Origin of the sequence: Microcoleus sp. Z1_A1 (genome assembly GCF_036700305.1) — a bacterium.
Lineage (GTDB): Bacteria > Cyanobacteriota > Cyanobacteriia > Cyanobacteriales > Microcoleaceae > Microcoleus.
In genome coordinates, this window is the sequence record NZ_JAUBOR010000012.1 from 29,888 (window position 1) to 46,376 (window position 16,489).

Annotated in this window: 9 protein-coding genes and 2 pseudogenes; 6 read left to right on the forward strand and 5 right to left on the reverse strand. The window is 46.0% G+C overall.

Annotated features, from left to right (window positions below):
- The first annotated feature begins 147 nt into the window (after positions 1–147).
- The 5 genes from QT973_RS10305 to QT973_RS10325 all read left to right on the forward strand — a co-directional run bounded on the left by QT973_RS10305 (position 148) and on the right by QT973_RS10325 (position 7,273).
- Positions 148–462, forward strand: coding sequence for a YlxR family protein (locus QT973_RS10305; protein ID WP_333057840.1), 315 nt, complete (start codon positions 148–150; stop codon positions 460–462).
- Positions 463–844: 382 nt separating this feature from the next.
- Complete coding sequence (infB, locus tag QT973_RS10310; protein ID WP_333057839.1) at positions 845–4,009, forward strand: translation initiation factor IF-2; 3,165 nt, start codon at positions 845–847, stop codon at positions 4,007–4,009.
- A gap of 449 nt (positions 4,010–4,458) precedes the next feature.
- The gene (locus QT973_RS10315) at positions 4,459–5,172 is read left to right on the forward strand and encodes a low-complexity tail membrane protein (RefSeq protein WP_333057838.1); all 714 of its coding nucleotides are present in this window, start codon (positions 4,459–4,461) and stop codon (positions 5,170–5,172) included.
- A gap of 241 nt (positions 5,173–5,413) precedes the next feature.
- Positions 5,414–5,638, forward strand: coding sequence for a hypothetical protein (locus tag QT973_RS10320; RefSeq protein WP_333057837.1), 225 nt, complete (start codon positions 5,414–5,416; stop codon positions 5,636–5,638).
- A 423-nt stretch (positions 5,639–6,061) separates the two neighbouring features.
- The gene (locus tag QT973_RS10325; RefSeq protein ID WP_333057836.1) at positions 6,062–7,273 is read left to right on the forward strand and encodes a glycosyltransferase family 4 protein; all 1,212 of its coding nucleotides are present in this window, start codon (positions 6,062–6,064) and stop codon (positions 7,271–7,273) included.
- A gap of 19 nt (positions 7,274–7,292) precedes the next feature.
- Here the strand turns inward: QT973_RS10325 and tnpA are convergent.
- From tnpA to QT973_RS10345, 4 genes and pseudogenes are all read right to left on the reverse strand, one after another.
- Positions 7,293–7,523, reverse strand: a pseudogene (gene tnpA / locus QT973_RS10330) (IS200/IS605 family transposase); the annotation flags it as partial.
- 168 nt (positions 7,524–7,691) lie between these two features.
- Positions 7,692–8,896 (reverse strand): annotated as a pseudogene (locus tag QT973_RS10335) (transposase).
- 470 nt (positions 8,897–9,366) lie between these two features.
- Entirely contained in the window at positions 9,367–12,021 is a 2,655-nt protein-coding gene (locus QT973_RS10340; protein WP_333208483.1) for a C39 family peptidase, read from the reverse strand.
- A gap of 675 nt (positions 12,022–12,696) precedes the next feature.
- Positions 12,697–13,137 carry a peroxiredoxin gene (locus QT973_RS10345; RefSeq protein WP_172192900.1) on the reverse strand — a complete coding sequence of 147 codons (441 nt, stop codon included), beginning with the start codon at positions 13,135–13,137 and terminating at the stop codon, positions 12,697–12,699.
- A 284-nt stretch (positions 13,138–13,421) separates the two neighbouring features.
- On the opposite strand from QT973_RS10345, the gene QT973_RS10350 reads away from it, so the two are divergent.
- Positions 13,422–13,733 (forward strand): DUF433 domain-containing protein, encoded by a 312-nt coding sequence (locus tag QT973_RS10350; RefSeq protein WP_333056195.1) that lies wholly within the window; start codon positions 13,422–13,424, stop codon positions 13,731–13,733.
- A 16-nt stretch (positions 13,734–13,749) separates the two neighbouring features.
- Here the strand turns inward: QT973_RS10350 and QT973_RS10355 are convergent, their stop codons facing one another.
- On the reverse strand, positions 13,750–16,488 hold the full coding sequence (locus tag QT973_RS10355; RefSeq protein ID WP_333391287.1) for a DNA methyltransferase: 2,739 nt from the start codon (positions 16,486–16,488) through the stop codon (positions 13,750–13,752).
- Between the last annotated feature and the right edge of the window lies 1 nt (position 16,489).

A 16,489-nucleotide genomic window follows, 5' to 3' on the forward strand; every position in this document is an offset into this window, starting at 1 on the left:
ACAAAAAATTTTTTCCGTAACCCTTACCCCTGACTTGGGGCATGGCGTATTTTGAATTCTGAATTCTGTCTTCTGACTCCTTGTCCTAAGATTTTCTATCTTCGCCAGACAAGGAGGAGTTGTCCCCTACTCCCCCTCTCACAAGAAATGAAACCGAACTACCGGTGCTGTGCAAGTTGTCGAAAAATAGCTCCTAAGGAAGCTTTTTGGCGAGTAGTCAGGCTCTATCCTTCTCATCAGGTACAATTAGATCGTGGCATGGGTCGTTCTGCTTACCTTTGTCGGGAAGCCGAATGCCTCAAAGCAGCTCAGAAAAAAAATCGACTTGGGCGATCGCTCAAAGCGCCTGTGTCTGACGAACTCTACCAAACACTTTGGCAGCGTTTAGCCACATCTGACTGTACATCTTACTCGGGCCTAGCCGGACGAAAAACCGACAATAGTTCGGCATCGACTGTATAAACCCTCTTGGCAGCCCTACCAGTAATTACCGGTAGCGCCAGCTATAAAACCCCAATCCGATCTGCCCACCAGTCTGGAAAGATTTGTGTCAGATTAGATAAGGGTAGGGTACTAGCAGAGGTATCCTCAAGGTGGAAAGGCAAACTTTGAAGCTTGAGAGAGTGGGTTTTGCCAAAACTCAGACTTCGGAGTTCCAAGTTCCCAAACAGACTTGAGAATTCTTCAACCGCAGACTTCAGCGAGTTGCATCTTTTAGATAAAATTGCTGAGCGAGTACCAAAACCCCGATTCCTGACACTGAATCAATCACACCGAATGATGTCGTCATTAGCACAAAAAATCACAATGTAAAAACTGGTTGGCACAAAAGAGGGCAGAGTGGATGAACAACGGCAAAGTAAGAATTTACGAATTATCACGGGAACTAAATTTGGATAATAAAGACATCTTGGCAGTTTGCGAGCGGCTCAATATTTCAGTCAAGAGCCACAGCAGCACAATTACAGAATCCGAAGCAGAGCGCATTCGCAAAACGGCGGAAAAATACGTAGCCAGTAGCCACTCTTCCCCCGGCAAGCCAGCTCCACCCGAAAGAGCAGCCGCGCCATCGAGAGAATCTGGCCCTCACCCTAACGACCAACAAAAAAAGCAGCAAATTTTAGAAATACGCAGTCCAAAAGTACGGCCGGCTGGTGCCTCCTCCCAGCCTGCAGGCAACGAGGAGAACAAAAACCAGCCGGCGGCAACCGTGGCAACTCCTCCCAAGTCGCCTGCTGCTCAACAACTCCAGCCTCCAGCTAAACCAAATATCAATCGACCTGTACTGTCGAAGCCAAATGTCGCTGTGTCGGCGGCTCCGTCAGAAAGAGTGTCGGAAAATGTAGGTGCGATCGCCCCGGAAACCACCGCCCAGGCTCAGGCACCGGCGGCACCTCAACCGCCGTCGTCCAAGGCTCCAGAACGCACCCAGCAACCGCCGATGGCCCCTCCTGCGCCCTCGGCAAAACTCACGTCGCCGCCCGTCAGAGGGGCGTCCGAGTCGGCTAGCCGTACCCCACAAAATCTGGGGAACAAGCCGGTACTCAAACTGGCAAAAACCGAGCAAGAGCAATCAGGACAGTCAGAAACTCTGGAAGCGCCGGCTAAACCGAGCCGCCCCAGCAGACCTGCACCGGGAGGTACCGAATCTCGCGACGCGCGCATACCGCGCCGGGAAGGCCCTGGTGGCCCAGTCAAAACTCCACTGGCCGATCGACCCCAGCCCGGTGGGCCGCGCCGGAGCCTGGCCCCCGCAACGTCAGCTACCGGGCTGCGTAGCCGGGGCGGTGGCACCGGAGCGCTAGGGGATGACACTGATGACAATGAAGAAGATAATACGCCGTTGCTGGAGATTCCTCTCCTCGAAAGGCCCTCCCTCCCTCGTCCTGCCAAAAAGACATCGGTCATTTGGGAAGAAGATGATGACGAAAACTCAGATGCTGCCAAAGCTGCCAAAGCTGTTAAGGCAAAACGTTCTCGCCTCAAACCCATAGACGAGGATGACGATGACTTAGAAAACGGCTTGGATCTCCCAGCACCAGTCACGGTCAGCCTGTCCCTAGCCCGCCCAGCGAAAGCGAAGGGACAAGCAGCACCCAAGTCAACACCAACTCCGGGCGCACCCGGAAGCAGCGGAAAAAATAAGAGACCAGGCCCTTCTCACGATAAAAGTTCTTCAGGTTCGAGCGGGGGACGCGGCAACCGGGGCAAAACAGCCGAAGCTAAGGTAGAACGTCCAGAAAAGCTGCTGCTGAGCAGGCCGATGACCGTTCAAGAACTAGCAGTTACTCTGGCTGTTCCCGAAACCGAAATTATTAAGCGGCTTTTCTCTAAAGGAATTGCGGTAAATATTACCGAAACCCTGGACATTCCAGCGGTGAGGATGGTAGCCGAAGAAATGGGCGTAGAGGTGGAAACCCCAGAAAAAGTAGCCCCAGCTATCAAAGTGATCGAGATGCTGGACGAAGCGGATTTGGAATACCTCGAACGCCGTCCCCCAGTAGTAACGATTATGGGTCACGTGGATCACGGTAAAACTACCTTGCTCGACTCGATCCGCAAAACCAAGGTGGCTCAGGGAGAAGCTGGGGGCATTACCCAGCACATCGGTGCTTACCACGTGGATGTGGTACACGAAGGCAAGAGCCAGCAGGTGGTATTTTTGGATACGCCCGGTCACGAAGCCTTTACAGCGATGCGGGCTCGGGGAACACGGGTTACGGACATCGCCATCTTGGTGGTGGCGGCGGACGACGGCGTGCGACCCCAGACAATTGAAGCGATCAGCCACGCGAAAGCTGCGAAAGTGCCAATTGTCGTGGCTATCAATAAAGTTGACAAGGAGGGTGCTCAGCCGGAACGGGTGAAGCAAGAGCTTACTGAGTACGGCTTGGTGGCAGATGACTGGGGGGGCGATATCACGATGGTTCCAGTCAGCGCGATCCGAGGCGAAAACCTGGATACGCTGTTGGAAATGATTCTGACAGTCGCGGAAATGGAAGACCTCAACGCCAACCCGCACCGACCGGCTAAGGGTACTGTGATTGAAGCTCACCTCGACAAGGCAAGGGGGCCTGTGGCAACTCTGCTGGTTCAGAACGGCACTCTGCGAGTGGGCGATATTGTGGTCGCAGGCTCGGCTTTGGGCAAGGTGCGGGCAATGATCGATGACCGGGGCGATCGCGTAGAACACGCAACTCCATCCTTCGCGGTGGAAGTGCTAGGGCTGCGGGAAGTTCCTCGCGCCGGAGACGAGTTTGATGTCTTCGCAAACGAAAAAGAAGCTGCGGCGATCGCAAGCGGAAGAGCTACCTCCAGACGAGATTCACGCCTGCTGCAAGGCGGCCGGATCAGCCTCAGCGGCTTCTCTCAACAAGCTAAGGAAGGCGTTCTCAAGGAACTCAACTTGATCTTGAAGGCAGATGTCCAAGGCTCCCTCGAAGCAATTGTCGGCGCTCTGACTCAACTTCCTCAAAAAGAAGTTCAACTCCGACTGCTGCTATCTGCTCCTGGGGAAATTACAGAAACGGATATTGACCTCGCAGCAGCCAGTAATGCTGTAATTATCGGGTTCAATACTACTCTGGCCACCGACGCTCGCCTCGCGGCTGACCAAGCTGGCGTAGACGTGCGGGAATACAGCATCATCTACAACCTCTTGGATGACATTCAAGGGGCGATGGAAGGCCTGCTGGAACCCGAATTGGTGGAAGAACCTTTGGGAAGCGTCGAAGTGCGCGCTGTCTTTGCGATCGGTCGCGGGGCTGTGGCTGGATGTATGGTACTCTCTGGCAAAGTCATCCGTAACTGTAAGGTGCGGGTGCGCCGGGGCAACAATGTCGTTTACGAAGGTGTCCTCGACTCCCTAAAACGGATGAAGGAAGATGCCAAGGAAGTCAATGCTGGCTTTGAATGCGGCATTTCCTTGAGCGGGTTTAGCGACTGGGCGGATGGCGATATTATTGAAGCCTACCGGATGGTTACTAAACGCCGGACTCTCTCTCAATAGTTTTGAGTGGTGAGTGTTGAGAGGGAAGAGAATTTTTGAGCGATCGCAACTAAATTGCCGATCGCTCGCAACTCTTCTCTTCACTCAATACTCCTAAAGTCATCACTCGCAACTTTTGTTTTTAACTTATAGCAGAAGCAAGAATCCAGAAGGCAGAAGGTTTTAGTTATCGAGGAGAGAAGGAAGAAGTAAGAAAAGCAAATATATCCACAATTAACAACGTCCTCATCGTCTTGGCTGTTGCTAAAAATTCAAAATTTCAAACTCCAATAAGACTTACGCACCGCAATCGAGTTTCCTCCCAAAATGCTTGGTGTTACTTCTAGAGATGTACTCTTTGCACCAGGTTTATTGCTTAAGAATGCGTCCCCGACTATCAAAACTCAAAATTCAAAACTCATAACTCATAATTATTTTTTAAAGTGCGTTCTTTTTGGTCAGATCCTTTCTTGTGGATTCATCTTTCTGGGGCGGCTGCACTGCCGATATTCCTAGGAGTGTGCTTGCTGGGACTCGCAGTGGGTTCTCCCCTGCTCCCTGTCTGGTTAGAAATATTTTTAGTGGCTGTAGCCGGTATTGTTCCTGTGCTGTGGATGCAGTGGTTCCGCCCTTTTTACATTTTTAGTATTTTAGTTGTGGCGGTGAAACCGCAGAATTTAACTTCGGTGCAGCAGCGGCTTCTGACTCGATTTAAAACTAAGTTAAATCAAGGAATCGCTCTTTTTGTAGCTGTTTTGCTGGCAGTAATTTTGTGGCAACTCTACCGATTGGCTCCCCTCGCGGCAACGGTTGCTCCCTTTCCTCCTTCCTGGCGGTGGGCTGGATTGTTGTTGGCAGTTGCTGCTTTTTTAGCTAGCAATTTGTTTTTGCAGGTGTCTGCTAGTGTCATGGCGGTTTTGCTGACGCCGGAATCAGAATTTGCAGCGACACAGCCTCATGTTTTAGAAAAAATTCGGCAGGATTTTACGATCGCGCCTTGGCAAGTCGATCGACTTTTGCCGGCTTTGGCAGCCGAGACAACTGCCGCTGTGGCTGCAGCGGCAGAGTCAATTGGTTCAGCATCCACAAGAGGGAATTCGTCAGTCGGCAGTATTGTCAACCCAAAACCTGCTGACTCCAACGGCGTTACATCTCTACCCGAAGAGTCGATCGAAAAAAAGTGAAATAAAAAATTAATAAGGGGACAATTGTAGTTTAAGCTACTTTAATTTGTACAGATGTATGCTGTGAAGAAAATAGGTAACACCCCTCTTGTGATAGAGATTATTAATAGTCTTAATATTTAATTTTTAATCGCAGGTTGTGGATATTTTAGGTTGGCTCTTTGGAGAGAAGAATCTATAATAGAGAGTGTCAAGGTCAGCTTTCAATCCTTACAGGGGATTAAAACAGAGGTATAACAATATGGCGAATTATCTACCGATCGCACAAGAACCTCAAGCCGCCGAGCCGATCGAGCTGTGCGAAGATTCTGAAATCTGGGGCAGTCTCAAATCCGCGATCGGCGCAAGTTCAGGATTTCAACGCTGGCAGCTAGAACTCAATTTTGAGCGTCAGCACCAAAATGCCACCCTCGATCAGCAGGTTCGTTCCTATCTGCGAGAAACTTTAGAAACTTTGGCTTATTGAGCGCCGTAAAACCAAATATTGTCACGATTTGTGAACTTTATAGCCCAATTCTGCTGGCATCCCCTCCAATATGCTAACTGAGTACCGATAGTGAGTGTCGAGAGTGAGTGTCGATCGCAACTTCGGAGATCAAATTGCAGGGGACAGTATTTCTCCTTACTTAGTCGGGATTAATTCCCGCATTCTACTTGCAACACACTCTCAGATACATCAAGAGAAAATTAGCCTGAAACCCCCAATACAAAGCGACTGCGGCCGCTATCTATTGACCTGGCTGTTGCCGAAACTCTTTATAATAAGACTGAAGCAAAATAAAATTAATAGTGCGGTTGTGGCGGTACCTCAAACCGTCCCGATCAACCTACTTACACATCTTTTGCATCGTAAGTCCTATTAAATACTTTACAACCAGAGTTGAGGAAAATGCGCTTAGTCATAGTTCAGTATGCCGGCGATTACGCAGAAGCCTTTGATCGTTTAGCCAAAGGTGGAAGCGAAACATACTACGCTCAAAAATATTCTGTTGATGCCGTCACCGAGATGGCAAAACGAGCTGAGTCAGTAACGGTTATTTGCTGCATGACACCCGAATTTAACGATCGGGTTCTAGAAAACGGCGTGCGGGCGATCGGTTGCGGATTTAATTACAAAATTGATACCCAAAAATTGATCGAGTTAATTGCCCAGCAAAAGCCGACTCATTTAGTCATGCGGACGACTTTTCCAGACATTTTTAAGTGGGCAATAAAAAACAAAATTAAAACCATCGCTGTATTTGCAGAATCTATTGCGACAACAACTTGGCGCAATAAATACCGCAACTATTTCCTGTCCCAATTGTTGAATAACAAGCAAATAGAATGGGTTGGAACTTACGGCATTACGTCATCTTTATTGTTCCAACAAATAGGAGTAAAAGCTGATAAAATAATTCCCTGGGACTTTCTCTTAGAGACCAATCCCGGCTCTTTGTCGCCGAAAACAATCCCTGCGGACATCAAAAAAATTCAACTTTTTTACGCTGGTTCGTTAATACAAAGTAAGGGCGTGGGTGATATATTGAGAGCCGTAGCAAAGTTAAGAGAACGGAATAATATATCAGTTCACTTAAAAATGGCAGGTAAAGGTGAAGAGGAGTTTTTTGCCCAGCGAGTCGAAGAGTTACAAATTAAAGATTGTGTAGATTTTCTGGGAATCGTGCCAACTCAGAGTTTAGAACCTTTAATGAGAGAATCCGATCTCGTGTTAGTTACTAGCAGGCACGAGTATCCCGAAGGTTTTCCCCTGACTATTCAGCACGCTTTACGGACTAGAACACCGATAGTAGCTTCAGATCACCCGATGTTTAAAACCCACTTAAAACACGGTATTAATTCGATGATTTTTGAAGCGGGGAACTCTCTGGCTTTAGCAGAATGTATCGAAAAAGTTATTTCGGATTCAGCGCTTTACCACAATCTTTCTGTCGCTTCTCACTCAACCTGGCAGGAGTTGCGTCTGCCTGTCAAATGGGCGGACTTGATCGATCGCTGGCTGGATGATTCTCCTGAAAGCAAACAGTGGTTATTTGAACAACGACTAGCTTCTGCAGCCTATAGCGCGTCGCGTGAGAACCCCGGTATTTCAAGCTCTTGATGAAACGCAGTTGTAGTCTTTAGGCTACCAGTGTTGCGGAGTATTTATTTCTCTGTTCTTCAATATATTTTCGGACGGTTTCAGTTGAGACATTGCCAACACTACCGACAAAATAACTAGGAGTCCACAAGGTAGGCAATTTTCACTATTCAGGAAACTCTTTTCTTAAGTAACTGGAAGCCCTGCCTTTGACTCTTTGCAGGACAAAGCTAGCGACATCAGTCGGGTTAACGTTAACCAATAAATGTACATCCCACATTTTGCAGGTATTTAAATAGAATTGATGGTTATAAATTTAAAAAATTCCAGCCTGAAGTGATTGATCCGTAATCACTTCAGGCTTTTTTGAGTTACAATGAACGAATTAGGGCTTGCTGAATAATCGATCGCAAACTAAGAACAGGAGCTCACGATATATTCAAGCAGAGTTAAAGATGAGTTTTTCCTTCGTCAATGTGAGCAAGTTATAAACGCAGATTATATTAGAGCCAAAAATGGGCATTGTTTTCCACGAACGGCATAAAAACACAAAAAAAACCCATCTTAACCAGGTAGAAAGGTTCATGACTAAAAAAGTGATAGCAATAGCTGTCTGTGAAGTATTATCAAGTTTTGCCATGATGAGATCGAGACTAAATCTGCGTTTACGCAAGCCCCAAATTTTCCCTCAATTGCCTGACGAATCCTCTCATCTTCTAAGGCTTGCTTCTTTTTTTCTTTACTCACAGTTGCTGGGGGTCTTCCCAAGGGTGGCCCACTGATTCTAATTCCTTTTTCTTTGCACCATGCTCGGTTTTCCCGATTTCGGTAAATGCGATCCTCTTCGAGGGCTTCGCTAACGGCATGGACTGATTCACCGATAGTATCCTGTGTAATTTTTAAAGGCTTCAAATGAGTGCTTTTAAGTCTCCTGATTCGTTAAAATTATCCCAGCTCATCCGGTATAAAAATACATATCCTTCACTGCAACTCGCTGATAGTTTTGCTCCAAACTCTACAGGTTTCCCTGCTTTTCCTCTGACAATGGGACGGATGTGCGGTTGGCTTAAACTTACCCCAACTGTCCGATATACTCTGTTTTTTATTTTCAAATAACCAGAGTTGTTGCCGATAGACTTCTGTGACAACTAGCAAGGTTTTATATTGCTTTTTGGTCATACTTTGTAGGGTGGCACCTGATTCAATTAGCTGTTCAATATGAGCGAGGTTTCTTTTAATATATTGCCGTTATTTTTTCAAGGCTGGGATTTTTTTGTTTCGTAATGGTCGTGGTTGTTTGGCTACTGCTAAGTAGTCTTTTCTGGCTATTTTTCGGTAGGTTCTGGGTTTTTTATTAATTTTTACTTTGAGGGACTTATAAAGAATGTCGATGATTTTTTCTGTGTGAATTCTTGCCTTGTTTAATAGTCCTAAGTCGGTGGGGTAGCTAATGTCTGCTGGGGCACAGGTGGCATCTATGATTAATTTTCCTTGATTGGTTGATTCATTTTTTGCGTCTGATTCAAATTTCGACCAAGGAATTAGTTGGGCCATTTTTACCCAACGGTTATCTTCTGATAATCTTCCTTCAAAGGGGAGTTCTTGCGTCGGATGGGGGGCTTGGGGCAAGCTCAGCTTTTTTATACACGATCGCAGGTGGTGATGCACGGCTTTTGACCTATTCTACCTGTTGATCGCTGCGACTTTACTCTCGATCGCGCGATCAAATAACCCAGGCCACGTAACACGCGGGCGATATATTCAGCAACCCCTAAGTATTTCTGTCTAGTTAAACAGCGGGATGCTCCCACTTGGTTTGGTACTTTAGTAGGGTTGAGCTTTTTAGGCATTGGCGCAGCAAAATGCAAAATTAAGGATCGCAAATTAAATAATTTACACTATTGAAAGTGGGATGGGCGTCCCGCCCGTCCTTTATGCACGGGCGGGACGCCCATGCCACAAGAACAATAAAGATTGTAAGTTATTTAATTCTCATTCCTAAGCGCAAGATTTCCTAAGTTAGGTAGGGTGTGCATTAAGTACCTTACGAATAGCTGTTATGCACACCTTACGAATAGCCGCAGTGCCTCACAATTTGCTAACAGTAGAGTAAATTATGGATAGATAAAATGTGCCCAAACATTCCCATCTGGCCCAGCAACTTGATTGACATAACTGTAGGGATACATCAACTTTCTCCCCTCAGTATCGCTGTAACCAGTGAGTGCATCTCCCCAAGGATCTTGCACGATATAACCCTGAGAATTGTAGCCAATGACAGTAAGAATGTGACCGGCAGCAGTAAAATCTCCTGCTAAAACTACTGGCCGCCGATTTAGCAATTCCGATCGCACCTCGGCCCATTTGCGAGTCGTACTAAAACTCGTCTTAAACCCGTAGGCCTGAATCAGCGCCGAAAGCACGCTGTGATCCGTTTGAGATCCCTGGCCGGCATAGTCGAAACACCACTGCAACAACTCATCCTCCAACTGTCCGCCCCACTTAGAACGAAGGCCGTAATAATAAAGCACCATGGCGATCGAAGTTACGTTGCAAGTAGACCAGTCAAAACGCGGATTGTCTCGCTGCGAAAAATACGGCACGTTCAATTCCACATTGTTCGGAACCGGATCGAAAATTTTATCTCCCCGCTTGAACTGAACAAAACTAGGAAAAACATAACCTGTATTGCCCAAATTCGGCAGTTCTTCAGTCAGAGAAACTTTCAGGTGAGATCCTTCCGCACCGTAGCTGTTCACGCCGTAAACTCGACCTAAAGGCAGCGTAGTTTTCTCGGTACTGCTCAGGCTAGAAGAATCTACCGGCCGTTTTTTAAAGACAGTTGCTTGCAGGATTGTCATCGTCAAAGCATCCGCGTCAAAGGGAACTTCTTTGCCGTCTTTTTTAATTTTAACGTCCTGCCAATAAATAAATCCGATATTGCCGAAACCGGGAATAGATTGGGCGAGAGTTACTCGGAAATGCCCCAAAATGCAGGCATAACCAGTAATGGCATAGGTGCTGCCTAAAAGTAGGTCAGCAATTTGATCGGCAGGCAGTTTCGATGAATCTTCGGGTTTAGCTTTAATCTGAGTTGTTTGAGTTACCAAAAGTTGAGCGCCCCCGTTGCTATTGGGTACGTCAGCCAGGTCAAATCTTAGGATTTGAGTACCTTTTGCCAACTGAACGTCGGGTTCATAAAAATAGCCAAAAGTGCCGATCGGCCAAATTGCTGAATCCAGAACCACCTTGAGATGCCCGTCAATAAATCCGTATTTGCTAACGGCCAACGTCTGGCCTGCTTTGACAACAACTTTTTGCTGATTGTTGAGCCTGGAAGAATCAAGAGGAACTACCTTAAACAAAGTGTCAGAAACTATCTTTAAGGTCAAACCTCGTCCGACAGTTAGCGGATCGGAAGTTACGGCAATGTAAATTATTTGGCTGCCAGTAACGTTGCCTTTGCTGTCAGTTGCCCGCAACCTGAGCCACCGAGCTCCAGCTACGCTAAATCCTTTAGACAAATTAACTTGCCAAGTGCTAGTCTCTTGGTTTAGAGTGACGGTTAGGGGAAATTTATCCTCAGCTATCACGTCAATTTTTGCTGCTTGTTGCCGGTCAAAAGTACCCCGAAGGACGATCGGCTGATTTACTAAAACTTCTGACGGCCCTTGATAAGTTAAATTCACAGCGGGATTAAAAGATTTGCCACCGCGGCTGAATTGCACAAAATCGGGATAAATGAAGCCTGTATTGCCAAATTGTGGCAAATTCTCGGTCAGCGAGACTTTAATGTGGCTTTGTTCGATCAAGAATCCGGCAATTCCGTAAATCATTCCCGCCGGCAAGGTAATTTTTTCTTGGGGTGGCAGGCTAGCGGCATTTATCGGCCGCTTTTTAAACACAGTTGTTTTGATGATTGTCATCGTAACTGCATTTCTATCATACTCAATTCCCCTCCCGTCTCGCAAAATTTGGACGTGCAGCCAGTACAGAAATCCCGAAGTTCCTAAGTTAGGAACTGCCCGAGCAAAAGCGACTCTGAAATGGTTTTCCACGCAAGCGTAGCCGAGAAGATTGAAAGTTTCTCCTGGGTTAAATAGTAATTTCTGAGTTGGGCCTAAAGTTCCAGAATCTGCGGGGGTGAACTTTAACCAGGTCTTTTTGATCACCCACAGTAACTGCATTCCAGGAGGCGGGGTCGGCAACTCGGCGCGATCGAATATGAGAATTTTTGCGCCTTTGGTTATGAGTACGTGTTTTTCGTAGAAAAAGCCGGTTTTTCCCACCGGATAAATTGGATTATTTAGTTGAACATTTAGATGTCCGTCTTCTAACTCGTAGTCGCTAACTGGATATATTTTCCCTGCTGGTATGTCCGCTTTTTGCAGATCGTTGAGATTGCTGGCGGGCAGTGTTCCGGCTTTGAATTTGGTATCTGTGAGAGTAATTAACGTGAAAATTTGAGCGGGTGCCCCAGAAGCAGGATTAACTTTGATGTTAATTGTTTGTTGGCCGATAACTTTGCCAGTCTTATCAGTTGCCCTCACCTGCACTGTGCGAGTTCCTGCGCTATCGAATCCTTTTTCTAAACTGATGTTCCAAATGCCTCTAGAGAGATTTCTCCCGACATTCAGGGCATTTGAGCCTTCTAATGCTGAAATCGCTGCCACTAGATTTGTGTCAAAAGTGCCAAGTAACACAGCGGCTCTATTGACCTCAATTTCTCGCGGGCCTAAGTAACTCAAAATAATGTTGTTGGTTGTCATTATATATCCCTCTACCTACTTAGTTATTCAGCTAAAGCAAGGATAACTTCTGATTTTATTAAACACCATGACCTGAACCAGGACAAAATCGCCCCTAGATTCAGCCTACGGGCGGTTAATGCCTTTTCCAGCATAAGTTTTTAACTATTGGCGGGAGTTGCGCCACAAATCTAACTTTAGACGTACCATAAGCACCTTAACCGAATATATGCCTGGTTGAGCTGATTTGTGGTGCAAGTTTTGAGGGAAGGAATTTAATTCGAGTCGGTTGTTTCCCCCTGTACCCTTGACCCCTCACTTGCTGAGTCAATCGATTGCGCGATTTTAGATTTTAGATTTTAGATTTTAGAATTGAAGCATTGACTTGCGCGAGATGAATGCGGGGGCTTGTATCCTGGATGCTTTCGGTCAGGACTTAGGAACGCGAATTAAATAACTTACAATTTTAATTGTTATTGTGGGACGGGCGGGACGCCCATCCTTTTTGGACGGGCGGGACGCCCATCCCACTTTCAAGAGTGGAAGTTATTTAATTCTCATTCCTTACTAAAAAAAACCGGTTCCTAGGAGAATATTGCCTATAGCAACGAGGCATCTAGGAAGGAACCGGGTTTTTAGCGCTTTGGTGCGTGCAGGAGTGTTAGCGCGATCGACTAAACTTCGGCTAAACTTCGACTAAACTATGGTGACGAGAATATCTTGAGCGTGAGTGTCAACTTTCATGGTTTCCCCTTCATAAACCTGAATAATTTTGCCAGTACCGTCGATGACGAAGGTGACGCGCTTGGCATAATCGCCTTTCTCCACATCGTAAGCTTTGGTAATCGTGCCATCAACATCTGCTAATAGCTGGAAAGGTAAACCGTATTTTTCTGTGAACTTTTGGTGCGATTCTTCGTTGTCGCGGCTGACACCGAGAACTACTATATCTTTGCCCTTGTATTCTTCATGGGCTGCTTTGAAGCTTTGGGCTTGTCTGGTGCAGCCGGGGGTGTCATCTTTGGGGTAGAAATACAGAATTACGGTTTTACCTGCGAATTGGGACAGGGAGACGGTGTTGCCGTTGGTGTCTTTGGCGGTAAACTGAGGGGCGGCGCACCCAACTGGTAATGTCATAGTTTTGTTTCCCTTGGGATTTATAAATGTATTTTAATTGATTTTGTGCTTCGGCGATTGAAAAAGTTATCGGCGATGGAAATCGCTTTTTTTGAACTGGAACTCGAATATGCTACGCTCGTTATTCGAGTTCCAGTTCAAGCAATCACCTTGACTCAAGTCCATTGGCGACGGCGGAAATTCGCAATATCCATCAAAAATACCATAGCTTAAAATGCCTTTTACAGCCAAACTCGTCTAGCCTGTCATAAAATAGAAGACACATCCTATATTAATTCCCTACCATGTCGATCGCCGTCATTAAAGAACATATCGAAATCACCCCAGGAATCTGTGGGAGAAAACCCCGTATCGCCGGACATCGCATCCGAGTTCAGGATATAGTTGTTTGGCACGAACAAATGGGAATGTCACCAGACGAAATTTTGTATCACTATCCGAGTATTACTTTATCTGATATCTATGCAGCTTTAGCCTATTATCACGATCGTCGAGATGAAATTCGCTCTGCAATCGAAGCAGATGCAGAATTTGCCAGCCAATTGAAAGCTCAAAACCCATCGCTCTTGCAACAAAAATTAAAAAATCGTCTGTAATTAATTCACTGGGATTTTATACAACAGGTGGCAAACAGGGAGCGACAACAGGTAATCCCTCAGTTTCTCGCTGTGCAACTTCAAAGTTTAATTCTAATAGAAACTTTAAGGGGTCTTGGTTTGTTTTGATATCGTAGGCTTTGCAAACGAGTTGGTCTAATTGGGCGTGGAGTTTGGCGAGTTGGCTGGCAGGTTCATTAAAAAACTCGTTGTATAATTGGGTAATACCACACTGTTTGCGCTCCATATACTCTGTACGATAGTTATGGAGAACCTGCATAGCTGCTCGAATTTCAGTTTTGGTTTTTTCTGGGCAATTTTGGGGAAAGGGAAAGGTTTCAAAACAGGTGTTGTGAGTGTAAGAAATATCGGCTTTAAGTGTTGATTTTTGTGCGTGCATCCAAATCTGATGAGTGCTAGATGTGAGTATTCCCAAAATATAAAAGTCGTCGCAGGTAACAACTCGCGTTCTAGCATTAGGTAGCCATTCAATAGGACAAGGAAGAAAAATTGCCCATTTCGATGTCTGAGTAACTGCAAAGTATTGAGAAACCGATTTTAGGGCTTGACGCATTGCGGGTCTTCGTTCTCCAAATTGCCACCAGTATTTTTGATAAACCTTTCTACGATTCAAATCTCTTTCTGGTTTCACTCTCATTTTAACCCATTGAAAAGGCTGGACATATTCACTTGCCTCTTCAATGCTCATGTCATTAAAGTCGATAATCAAATTTTTTAGACCTCTGTAGGGGTTGTTGGCTACGAGGTCATTACCTTCTAGAAAAGGACGAATTACTTCCCGATTTTTGGGATTGACTTTATTCCATGCTTCTGCTTGCTCCAATGACACAATAAAGCCCGTACCTACAGGAGTTATACCTGCAAAACATCGATTCAAATTTGTCTTCAGTCGCACTGCTTGGGTAACATCAACTTCAGCTTTTAGAGAAGAGTTAATGTTTGAGACAATTGTGTGATCGATACGGTAGGTTAATTCTTGAGCATCAGAGGTTTTGAGCCAGTTGATAATGCTAATATGTACTTTAGCTTCACCAGACCAAGGTTGTGTGGAGATGGCATCGTAAATGCAGCCGCCATTTTGGGCAATGTAATCTAGGGCAGCTTTACGACTTTTACCCTGAGAAATGGAATTGGTGGCGACTAAACCAGCGCGGCAATTTTCTCCTAAATGTTGATGGGCAAGACGGAACCAATAGGTGCAAAAATCCACAGAATCTTTTACTTCAGGAAATTTAGCAAAGATGCGATCGATATATTCATCACCCAAAACCAAGCGCATCTGCTTACCACCCAAAAAGGGAGGATTGCCAATAATTACATTAACTTGTTCCCACTCGCAAAACAGAGCATCATCACAGCGGATATTGCGATCGAGATTATCGAGCGGCAATGCTTGCTCTAGTTCCAATGCCAGGTTCAACTGTACCGTATTGAGCAACTGGTTTTCTTCATCTAAGGCTAACTTTTTGGCAAGCATCAGCGTCACTTTTGCCAATTCCACGGCAAAGGGTTTGATGTCAATGCCGTAAAACTGGCTTGTCTTCACCAGCGACATCGTACCTATCGCATTAGCAGCACGAGAGAAATTTTCATGAATTTTAGTTAGCAGTTGTGCCTCTAGTCGCTTCAGTTCCCGATAAGCAACATAGAGAAAATTACCGCTGCCGCAAGCTGGATCGAGAACTTTGAAATCAAGTAATTCTTGCCGCAGTGCCAACAAATCTTTGAGCGTCTTCGCAGCTTCAATCCGTTCTCGCCACGGGCGGATAATCGTAGGCAAAACCACTTTTTGAATGTCTGCCTCGCTGGTATAATGAGCACCCAAGGCATGACGTTCCTCTTTGCCCATACTGGACTCAAACAACGCACCAAAAATCGCAGGTTCTACCTTTGACCACCGTTCCTTTGCTGCCTCCAATAGCAGATCGATTTCGCTGCGAGTCAGGGCGATGGGTTCAACAACTGAGAAGATACCGCCATTAAAATAGGATACATCTCGATAGCGGCTGTCTTTAGGTGCGGGGCGATCGCTCCCCATTTGCCGAAACAATCCCCCAATTAAATCGTAGGAACTAACTCGATTCATCTGGCAATCACCTAAAAACTCGGTGAATAAACCGCGCGGCAACAAATAGATATCTTCAGCAAACAATGCTACTACACACTGAAGGATAAACCTTTGAGCCGTTTCTACTTTTTCGCCGCGCTCTACCAAGCGATTAAAAAGTAGAGCAACTTTGTCAGCGGCAGTTCGCGTTACATCAATTTTATTGTTATTGAATAAAGGCTGGCGATTTTCGGGGAAAAGAAAGTTTAAGGCTGTGAAGCGATCGGGTATCTCTTCGAGATTTATGCGATCTACCGGTTCCCGCAGTTGTAAATCGAAGTCATAAATCCAAAATTCATCAAAGTTGCAAAGAACCACATATTTGGGACGTTGCGGCACTAGCTCCAGCCAGTATTCAAAGGCTTGTTGATAGTGTTTTTCCAGTTTTTCGCCCCGTTTTTTCATCTCCAGCAACAACCTGGGCCGCCACAGCAAATCGGCAAATTTCGTAGTTTTGCCTTTCGCCTTTACTCGAAATTCTAGTTCGGCTCCCGCTTCCTTGTAGCCTAGATGACCGAAGGCTTGAAACAGGCGATCGCAGAATACCTGTGCCTCGCCTTTTTCGTCTCCATTCAAAGTACGGACGTATTCAACAAACCTGTTGATATTATTTAGTGTATCGGTCATA